An 8346-nucleotide genomic window follows, 5' to 3' on the forward strand; every position below is an offset into this window, starting at 1 on the left:
AATTTACCAAGTGGACAGAAACGACCTTTTCATTAGACTTCTCGTTTTTTGTCAACTGGTTAAAAATAACTGTATGAATTATCAGTTAAAATCTCTTTCAGTTTTTATGCAACGCTAGTGATCTCTCCTCTACAAAATAAAAAAGCCCGGTATTCACCGGACTTTCGCTTAGATTTATGTCTACATTACATAATCTTTCTTTTTATACATAGCGCTAATATCTGGATTTAGTAAGCCTTGCGCGACCTTATCCAGATGCCACCACCATTCATCAAAAGGTTTATCATTGTCAAAGTCATATACAGAACTTAAAGCCTTGTACATTTCTTTTGCGTTTAAAAGTAAAATCTTGTCGTAATTCTTTAGTTGTTGTCTGGAAAATTCATCTAACTTGTTATAGTTCTCATGTAATCTGCTTCTCAAATCAAGCATATCGACTAATTCGAATGGACTTAACTCAAAATCATCGACAGAGTATCCATAATTTCTTACATCGCGATCAAGATTCACTGTTACGCACCTCCTCAATAGTGCCTACATAAGTGTATCCGCGGTCTTCACCTAATAAATATCTATTATAATTATCAGGAGGAAATGCTGTTTCCATTACACCATTCTCTCCGATAATTACAATCCAATATCCATCTCCAAAAACAAAATAATTTTGATCAAAACCACGTTTATAGTAAATATACGTTTCATTATCTATATCATTTAGTATGCTTAATATTAGACCTTCGTAATCACGCAGCTCCCAATCTTGCGGTATATGCCCTCGTTTTTTTCTATCTTTAAGGTGCTTAATGTTTTTTCTTGGTTTCCATGTAATTCCATTTTGGGTTGTCTGATCCAACACTTTAACTATACACTTCTTTATCTCTTCTGAAATAACCACTTGTTCCCCGCCCTTTTGCACCATGTTCTAAATTTTATATAGCGTCCTCAGAGAGGGTAAGTTTCTCTACTCTCCTTTTCGCCTCTTGATACATCAAGCGTGTCTGATTGGTGAATTATCAAGTGTTCATCTTCGAAAGTAATTTTCTTTACTTTATACTACCACGTAAGTATCCGGAAATCCACGGGGAGAACGGCGACGGATTCACGTATTGATTTTCGTCTTATGCAAATACTTTGCGGCTTGTTTTCAAATAAAGTCTTTGTACCGCTCATCTTCTCTTCTCTTCATAAATCCGTTCACAGCCAGCCGCCCGTAGTGCACCAATCTGTATATCAGTTTCAGAGAATGAATACACTTTGTTAATATTCTTTTAATGTTCCTGTAAAAATCCCGACTTCTGGTATCATGTATAATAAAAGATACACAGGAAGAAGGAACATATATGACAATTCAGTCACCTGTTCTGGTAACCGGCTGCGCGGGATTCATCGGCTTTCATGTCGCACGGCGCTTACTGGATGAAGGCTACAGCGTCACCGGATTCGACAACATGAACGACTATTACGATGTATCACTTAAACAATCCCGCCTTTCTTTATTGCGCGAATATAACAGCTTTACTTTTACTCAGGCCGCACTGGAGGATAGAGGGGCGCTCGAAGAAATCTTTGCTTCTAGTAAACCTTCTATTGTGATTCATCTGGCTGCCCAGGCGGGTGTTCGCTATAGTTTGCAGAATCCTTATACTTATGTTGATTCTAATCTGACCGGGTTCGTGAATATACTGGAAGCATGTCGCCTGTCCGGGGTTGATCATCTTGTATATGCTTCGTCCAGTTCCGTCTACGGGGCTAACGCCAAACAGCCGTTTTCCGAGCACGATGCAACCAATCATCCGGTCAGCCTTTATGCGGCCACCAAAAAAGCCAACGAACTACTGGCGCATACATACAGCCACCTGTACGGCCTTCCAACCACCGGCATTCGATTTTTTACGGTGTACGGGCCATGGGGGCGTCCGGACATGGCTTATTTCTCGTTTACCCGGGCTATCCTGGCAGGAGAGGCGATTCAAATCTTTAATGAAGGAAAAATGAAGCGGGATTTCACATATATCGATGACGCCGTAGAAGCTGTTATGCGGCTTATGCAGCGTACACCGCAACCGGATCCTGACTGGCAGGCCGCACATCCTGACCCGTCCACCAGCTACGTTCCATACCGCATTTATAATGCAGGAAGCCATCGTCCTGTTTCATTGCTGACTTTTATCGAAACGCTCGAGCGGGCACTCGGTCAGGAAGCGGTGAAAGAATGGCTGCCGATGCAGCCCGGCGATGTAAAGGACACGTATGCGGATATCGAAGATTTAATTCGTGATACAGGCTATCGTCCGGATACACCGCTTGAAAAAGGAATCGAAAATTTTGTGGCTTGGTACCGCGATTACTATAGATAAAATTTTGGCCGCAACCCCGACATGAAAATGGAGGGAAGGCCAGCTGATTTTTGTGGTATGAGGGAAAAGAGAGGAAAGAATGAGGAGATGATTTCAATGTAGAAAAAGGCGACGGCCTTTTTCTTCCTTGGATCTTTTTCCTTCTCCCCCCCTCCTTCTCTCCTCGTGATTTTCTCAGAAAAGAGGTGCATAGCATGATGAAACGAATTGTGATTCTCGGTGCAGGCGGTCACGGCAGGGAAACCGCCCAGTTAATCAAAGACATTAACAGGGTGACCCCGGAATGGGAACTGCTTGGCTATATCGATGACAATGAAGCCATTCACGGACAGATACGCAACGGTTTTCCGGTGCTCGGCCCAACGGAGCTGCTGGCGGAAGAAGAATACAAAGACATCTACGTCATCTGCGGTTTTAGCCATCCGGAAGGAAAGAAGAAAGCAGTCGCCATGGTAAAAGAGCTACAGCCGGACATCCGATTTGCCACGCTCATTCACCCGACCGCCGTGTACGGCGACGAAAACACCATCGGTGAAGGCACTATGATTTGCGCCGGCAGCATCGTCACCACCAACGTCTCCATCGGCAGCCATGTCATCATCAATTACGGCTGCACGGTCGGGCACGACTGCATCATCGAAGACTATGCCGCCATCCTGCCCGGCACAAACCTGTCCGGCAACGTCACCATACGCGAAGGCGTCCAGACAGGCACCGGCACGTCCGTTATTCCCGGCATGGAGATTGGCGCCTACACGATTGTCGGGGCAGGCGCCGTCGTCACGCAGCCGCTCCCGGCTCACTGCACCGCAGTCGGCGTTCCGGCAAAACCGATCAAACAACGGGTCTGATGCCCTGCAAAATTCGGGGGTATTTGTCAAGAAAAAGCGCTTTTTTCTGTTTGAGCTTTTATCCGATCTGAGATAAAATGAAGGCGGTGCAACTCCAAGACAGGTTGTACCGTCTTAGTGTATGAAACGATGAAAGTTGGAAATGAATGAGAACAAGTACGGACACACACAAGCGGGTCACCATCTTAGGCGTACCGTTCCTGCACGCAACGCACAAAGAAACGGTCGACATTCTCACCCGCCGTATTCAAGACAATAAACAAACGCAGGTCGTTACGGCCAACCCGGAGATTGTCATGCTGGGCCGGCAGAATGATTCCTACATGAATCTGCTCAGGCAGGCCGGTGTAGTCACGCCGGACGGTATCGGCGTCGTGCTCGCCTCCCGCTGGATCGGGGAGCCGCTGCCGGAGCGTGTCGCAGGCTATGAGTTGCTTCATTCGCTTATGGCGCAGGCCGATACATATGGGTGGAAATATGTTCTTGTCGGTGCGTCTCCTGAATCCTGCGCAGGAGCGGCGGAGAAACTAAAAGAACAATATCCGCGTGCCTGTTATGGCGGGCATTTTGATGGGTATTTCACTGAGGAAGAAGAAAAAAGCATTCTTGAGCACATCCGACGGGAACGCCCGCAGCTGTTGTTTGTGGCGCTCGGAGCACCGCGCCAGGAAGAATGGATCGCACGGCATCTGCCTGAACTTCCGGTGAACCTGGCTATGGGCGTGGGTGGAAGCCTGGATGTACTCTCAGGCAAGGTTAAGCGGGCGCCGCTCTTCTGGCAAAAGCTGAACCTGGAATGGCTCTACCGCCTGCTGTCGCAGCCGAAGCGCTGGAGAAGACAGCTCCTGCTGCCGAAGTTTGCATTATCCGTAATTTGGAATCAAGTATTGCTACGCAGAAAATAAATCAGGAAAACCGATGAAAGCTAAGGAGAGGAAACATGGAGATTTATGTATACGGGTTTATTCTTTCACTCGTTGTGACGCTCATCGCTACACCTCCTGTGAAACGGTTTGCCATCTATGTTGGCGCCGTGGATAAGCCCAATCATCGAAAAGTTCATCAGCGGTTAATGCCACGTCTGGGCGGTCTCGCGATTTACGCTGGTTTCACGGTTGCTTACTGGCTGCTGTTTCCTTCGTTCCTTGAACAGCAGGGCATCACATCCCAGCAAGCATTCGGCATTTTCCTCGGCGGCACCATCATCGTATTGGTCGGTGCGCTGGATGACCGGTTCGAACTGTCGCCAAAGGTAAAACTGCTCGGACAGATTATCGCCGCAGCCGTCGTCGTATACTACGGCCTGCGCATCGAATTCATAAACCTGCCGTTTGAGGGCATCCTAAGCTTTGAATGGACCTGGATTTCCGTCGCATTCACCATCTTCTGGATTATCGGCATCACCAACGCGGTGAACCTGATTGACGGACTGGACGGTCTGGCCGCCGGCGTATCCGGTATCGCTACCGCCGCGATGATGATTATGGCTTTCATTATGGGGAATACCGTTGTCGCCCTGTACTGCATCATCCTGCTGGGCGGTATCGTCGGATTTTTACGCTACAACTTCCACCCGGCCAAGATTTTCATGGGCGACACGGGCGCGCTATTCCTGGGCTTCAACCTGGCGGCGCTCTCGATTATGGGCTTCAAGAACGTCACGCTGTTCGCGTTTATCATTCCGATTTTGATTCTTGGGGTGCCGCTCTCGGATACGATTTTCGCTATGCTGCGCCGTTACCTGAACAAGAAGCCGATTTCCGTCGCGGACAAAGAGCACCTGCACCACTGCCTGCTGGCGGCAGGGCTGTCGCACCGTGGCGCGGTACTCGCGATTTATGGACTCAGCTTTTTGTTTGCGACCGCTGCCATTGTCTTCTACCAGTCGTACCTCTGGGGTGCATTTACCATCCTTGGCGTATTGCTGCTTATCCTGCAACTAATGGCCGAGCTCATCGGCTGGGTCGGGCAGAAGAAGCCGTTGCTGGAGACGGCCCGCAGAATTAAACAGATGACAACCGGTAAAGAGTACAAATAGACAGAAAAACCTGCGGAAATTAAATGCCGCAGGTTTTTCTGTGTCTAAATAAGGAACAAGCGGACAGGCGATTAGAAACACGGTATAATAAATAAAAGAAAATTGCACATGGATTTCGCAGAAAACCACCATGGCCTACAAGCCCTGCCATGAAAACGAAGGGAAGGCGGCTGGTTGCCTTTTTGCGGTACGAAGAAAAAGAGAGAAGAGAACGAGGGGGTGATTTTAATGGGGAAAAAGGCGAACGCCTTTTTCTTCCCTGGGTCTTATTTCTTCTCCCCTCTCCTTCTTTCCTCATGATTTTCCTGGAAAGTGAGGTGAATAGAATGGAAAATGAACTTCTGCATAAAATCCTGGATAAGTTAACTTCCCTCGACCAAAGAATGACTTCCATGGAGCAAAGAATGGCGTCTATCGAGCAAGAGCTTGCGGAAGTGAAACAAGAAGTCAGAGAAAACGGACAGGCCATTTACCAGATGAAAGAAGACATCCAGGACATTAAATCAGCTTTAAAATTTCATGATGCCAAGCTCTTAGAACATGAAAAAGAAATCTTTCACATCAAACACCAATAGACCGTTAAGTGAAAAAACATTTGCTGGCCCGAGGGAAAAATATACCTAAAGGGCTTTTTTGCTGTCTTTTAATTCGACGAGGTAATTTTGAGATGATAAACTGATAATAAAGAACGCTTCTAGATTCTTGCCGAGATCCGTAAACATATGTCAATATATCAAAACGTATGGATATAATACGGTATAAGAATAAGGGAATACGGAGAAGGTGAGTAGTAAGGTTAAAAGAAACGAATGCTATTCTTTAGTAAAGAAGAGAGGTGTAGAGGATGCAAACCGTAGAAGTTAATATCGATCAGTTATTATTGGACCCCAACAACTATCGCTTACACAGTCATCCGAGATATACGGAAGTGGAAGAGAAAGATATCGCAAATAAAATGGTACAGAAAAGAACACATACAATGATTGAAGGAGAAAACCGTGAAGGAATTAAAGATTTGATAGACAGTTTTAAGACCAATGGTTTTCTTCGAATTGATAATATTTTAGTAAGACAATACCATTCTCCTAAACCGCAGCATTCACCTGCGCCGCTCTATGTAGTGATAGAGGGAAACAGAAGAGTGGCGACATTGAAAGCTTTGAAAGAGGATATGGAAAAAGGTTTTTCCATTGGAAACGTAGACGAGCGTTTATTTCATTCAATCGAAGTGGTGGTCTACGAAGTAGACGATGAAGCCTATACCCTGTTAATGGGGCTGCGGCATGTAAGCGGCATTAAAGAGTGGGGAGATTATGAGCAATCCGAACTTATCATGAACCTGAAGCAGAAGTACGGAATGGATACGAACGAGATTGCCCATCGTCTCGGAATGACAAAGCAGGCGGTTAAAAAGCGGCTGGATTCTTTTATTGCGATGGAGAAGTTTCGGGCGGACGAAGAATACGGCGAATATTTTACGCCTGCGCTTTCGGGGATCTTTTATGAATTGATGGGAAAGAAAGACTTGAAAGAATGGCTTGGTTGGGATAGCGAGTTAAATGATTTCACAGAAAAAGCAAGATTAAAACGTTTTTTTGGCTGGCTGTCCCCGGGAGAAGAAGATGATGAAACGGGCGTTAAAAGACCGCCTATTATACAGCGCCGCGATGAATTAAGAATACTGAATAAGTTTATCAAAGACGAGCAGGCGCTGGATATTATGGAGGAGACGGGGAGCATTTACGAGGCGCTGGAACAGAGTGCGTATTACACGCAGGAAGGATTCAAAAACAACCTTGCAACAATAAAAAAGAGTCTTGATAAAATCACGATGACGGCGTTACTGGATATGGACAAACAAACCGAAAAAGAGGTTACAGCGATTATTAATACGATTGATAAACTCATTGCCGGAATGAAACGAGTTATGAGAACAGAGTAGGTGGAGCGGGTGAATTTGAAAAGCTGTGTGCGCTTTATCTTAAGTTTTTGGGATGCATCAGTGTAAATTGCACGCCGCCTTCGCATGATCAGGGGATTGATTTTGTGGGGGTTATCCATCCCGAAGATGATGCGAGGTTTTTTGCGAAGAATCGAATCGCTTCCAAGATCTATATTATCGGACAGGCTAAGCATTATCAAAGTGAAAAGGTGCACTCTCATGAGGTGAGAGAGCTTGCCGGTTCCTTGCATTTGTTAAAAAGCAGAAATTTTGCATTGGCGGGAGATATATATAAGAATTTGGAAATTAACGCATACACTCCCATTTATGCCTACTTCATCACTTCCAATTATTTCACGAGCGCGGCAAGGCAGCTCTGTTTAAATGCGGACATCATGGACGTTGATCGGATTCTGTTGGCGTTGACTTTCGCAACGAATAGCCAGTACCATGACGGCTCCGGCACTATTTATGAACAAAGCTTGTGGGATGCTTTACATACCGTTTCTTCAATTTCATAGCTTCTGCTGTGAATGCAATGGATATACTGGACAACGATAGAAAAATGTAAGGAAGAGTGAAACATAACCAATGAAGAAAGTATGGATTTGGCTGCCGGTGCTCATCATTGCCGGAGTCATCTTTATCTCCTCATCTATTCCGTACGACAAACAAAATCTCCAGCCGCTCCTGCGAGCCTACGTCAACCAGGACTTCTTTATCCGCTGGTTCTCCGGTGTCAATTTCATGTACGGCACAAAAGAAATCAGCATCGCCAACCTTGGCGTACCCGCATTTCTTGAATTCTTCATCCGCAAAGCGGCCCATCTTATTAGCTACTTCCTGTTAGGCTTTGTATTATGCCGGGTGTTATGGATGCTGAAGCTGAAAGGCTGGCGCAATGCTGTTCTCTCCCTGTTCCTGGCCGTCCTGTATGCTTCTTCGGATGAACTTCACCAGATGTACACTGCCCGCCGCAACGGCATGATGCTTGACGTCTGGCTTGATGGCTTTGGTGCTGCCTGTGGCATCCTCGTCGCGCTCTGGATGTTAAAATCTCGCCATTCTGCTTCCGTTGCTTATAAATCATAAGAAAACGATCATACCTCTTCAGCCGTAATCCCGATATGAAAATCATGGGAAGGACGGCTGACTTTT

Annotated in this window: 10 protein-coding genes; 8 read left to right on the forward strand and 2 right to left on the reverse strand. The window is 46.1% G+C overall.

Annotated elements, in window-relative coordinates; genetic code table 11:
* Window positions 1-180 precede the first annotated feature (180 nt).
* Window positions 181-510: a hypothetical protein gene (locus ADA01nite_RS12865; protein ID WP_146810474.1), complete on the reverse strand. Its 330-nt coding sequence runs from the start codon at window positions 508-510 to the stop codon at window positions 181-183.
* Window positions 500-895, reverse strand: coding sequence for a hypothetical protein (locus ADA01nite_RS12870; RefSeq protein WP_146810476.1), 396 nt, complete (start codon window positions 893-895; stop codon window positions 500-502). The genes ADA01nite_RS12865 and ADA01nite_RS12870 overlap by 11 nt, the downstream gene beginning before the upstream one ends.
* Window positions 896-1340: 445 nt before the next feature.
* Here ADA01nite_RS12870 and ADA01nite_RS12875 point away from each other — a divergent pair, with 445 nt between their 5' ends.
* From ADA01nite_RS12875 to ADA01nite_RS12910, 8 genes are all read left to right on the forward strand, one after another.
* Window positions 1341-2357, forward strand: a complete 1017-nt coding sequence (locus ADA01nite_RS12875) for an NAD-dependent epimerase (protein WP_146810477.1) — start codon at window positions 1341-1343, stop codon at window positions 2355-2357.
* A gap of 194 nt (window positions 2358-2551) precedes the next feature.
* Window positions 2552-3208, forward strand: a complete 657-nt coding sequence (locus ADA01nite_RS12880) for an acetyltransferase (protein WP_246147328.1) — start codon at window positions 2552-2554, stop codon at window positions 3206-3208.
* Window positions 3209-3354: 146 nt separating this feature from the next.
* Window positions 3355-4113 (forward strand): WecB/TagA/CpsF family glycosyltransferase, encoded by a 759-nt coding sequence (locus ADA01nite_RS12885; RefSeq protein WP_146810479.1) that lies wholly within the window; start codon window positions 3355-3357, stop codon window positions 4111-4113.
* A 35-nt stretch (window positions 4114-4148) separates the two neighbouring features.
* The gene (locus ADA01nite_RS12890) at window positions 4149-5246 is read left to right on the forward strand and encodes an MraY family glycosyltransferase (protein WP_146810481.1); all 1098 of its coding nucleotides are present in this window, start codon (window positions 4149-4151) and stop codon (window positions 5244-5246) included.
* 326 nt (window positions 5247-5572) lie between these two features.
* Window positions 5573-5821 carry a hypothetical protein gene (locus ADA01nite_RS12895; protein ID WP_146810483.1) on the forward strand — a complete coding sequence of 83 codons (249 nt, stop codon included), beginning with the start codon at window positions 5573-5575 and terminating at the stop codon, window positions 5819-5821.
* Between the two features lie 269 nt (window positions 5822-6090).
* Complete coding sequence (locus tag ADA01nite_RS12900) at window positions 6091-7188, forward strand: ParB/RepB/Spo0J family partition protein (RefSeq protein WP_146810485.1); 1098 nt, start codon at window positions 6091-6093, stop codon at window positions 7186-7188.
* Between the two features lie 23 nt (window positions 7189-7211).
* The gene (locus ADA01nite_RS12905) at window positions 7212-7709 is read left to right on the forward strand and encodes a restriction endonuclease (protein ID WP_146810487.1); all 498 of its coding nucleotides are present in this window, start codon (window positions 7212-7214) and stop codon (window positions 7707-7709) included.
* Between the two features lie 70 nt (window positions 7710-7779).
* Complete coding sequence (locus ADA01nite_RS12910) at window positions 7780-8280, forward strand: VanZ family protein (RefSeq protein ID WP_146810488.1); 501 nt, start codon at window positions 7780-7782, stop codon at window positions 8278-8280.
* The last annotated feature ends 66 nt before the right edge of the window (window positions 8281-8346 follow it).

Source organism: Aneurinibacillus danicus, from assembly GCF_007991215.1.
GTDB classification, from domain to species: Bacteria; Bacillota; Bacilli; order Aneurinibacillales; family Aneurinibacillaceae; genus Aneurinibacillus; species Aneurinibacillus danicus.

Excerpts from the sequence above, each read along its gene's own strand:
- ADA01nite_RS12875 (WP_146810477.1), top strand. The coding sequence starts at position 1,341 with ATGACAATTCAGTCACCTGTTCTGGTAACCGGCTGCGCGGGATTCATC.
- ADA01nite_RS12880 (WP_246147328.1), top strand. The coding sequence starts at position 2,552 with ATGATGAAACGAATTGTGATTCTCGGTGCAGGCGGTCACGGCAGGGAA.
- ADA01nite_RS12885 (WP_146810479.1), top strand. The coding sequence starts at position 3,355 with ATGAGAACAAGTACGGACACACACAAGCGGGTCACCATCTTAGGCGTA.
- ADA01nite_RS12890 (WP_146810481.1), top strand. The coding sequence starts at position 4,149 with ATGGAGATTTATGTATACGGGTTTATTCTTTCACTCGTTGTGACGCTC.
- ADA01nite_RS12895 (WP_146810483.1), top strand. The coding sequence starts at position 5,573 with ATGGAAAATGAACTTCTGCATAAAATCCTGGATAAGTTAACTTCCCTC.
- ADA01nite_RS12900 (WP_146810485.1), top strand. The coding sequence starts at position 6,091 with ATGCAAACCGTAGAAGTTAATATCGATCAGTTATTATTGGACCCCAAC.
- ADA01nite_RS12910 (WP_146810488.1), top strand. The coding sequence starts at position 7,780 with ATGAAGAAAGTATGGATTTGGCTGCCGGTGCTCATCATTGCCGGAGTC.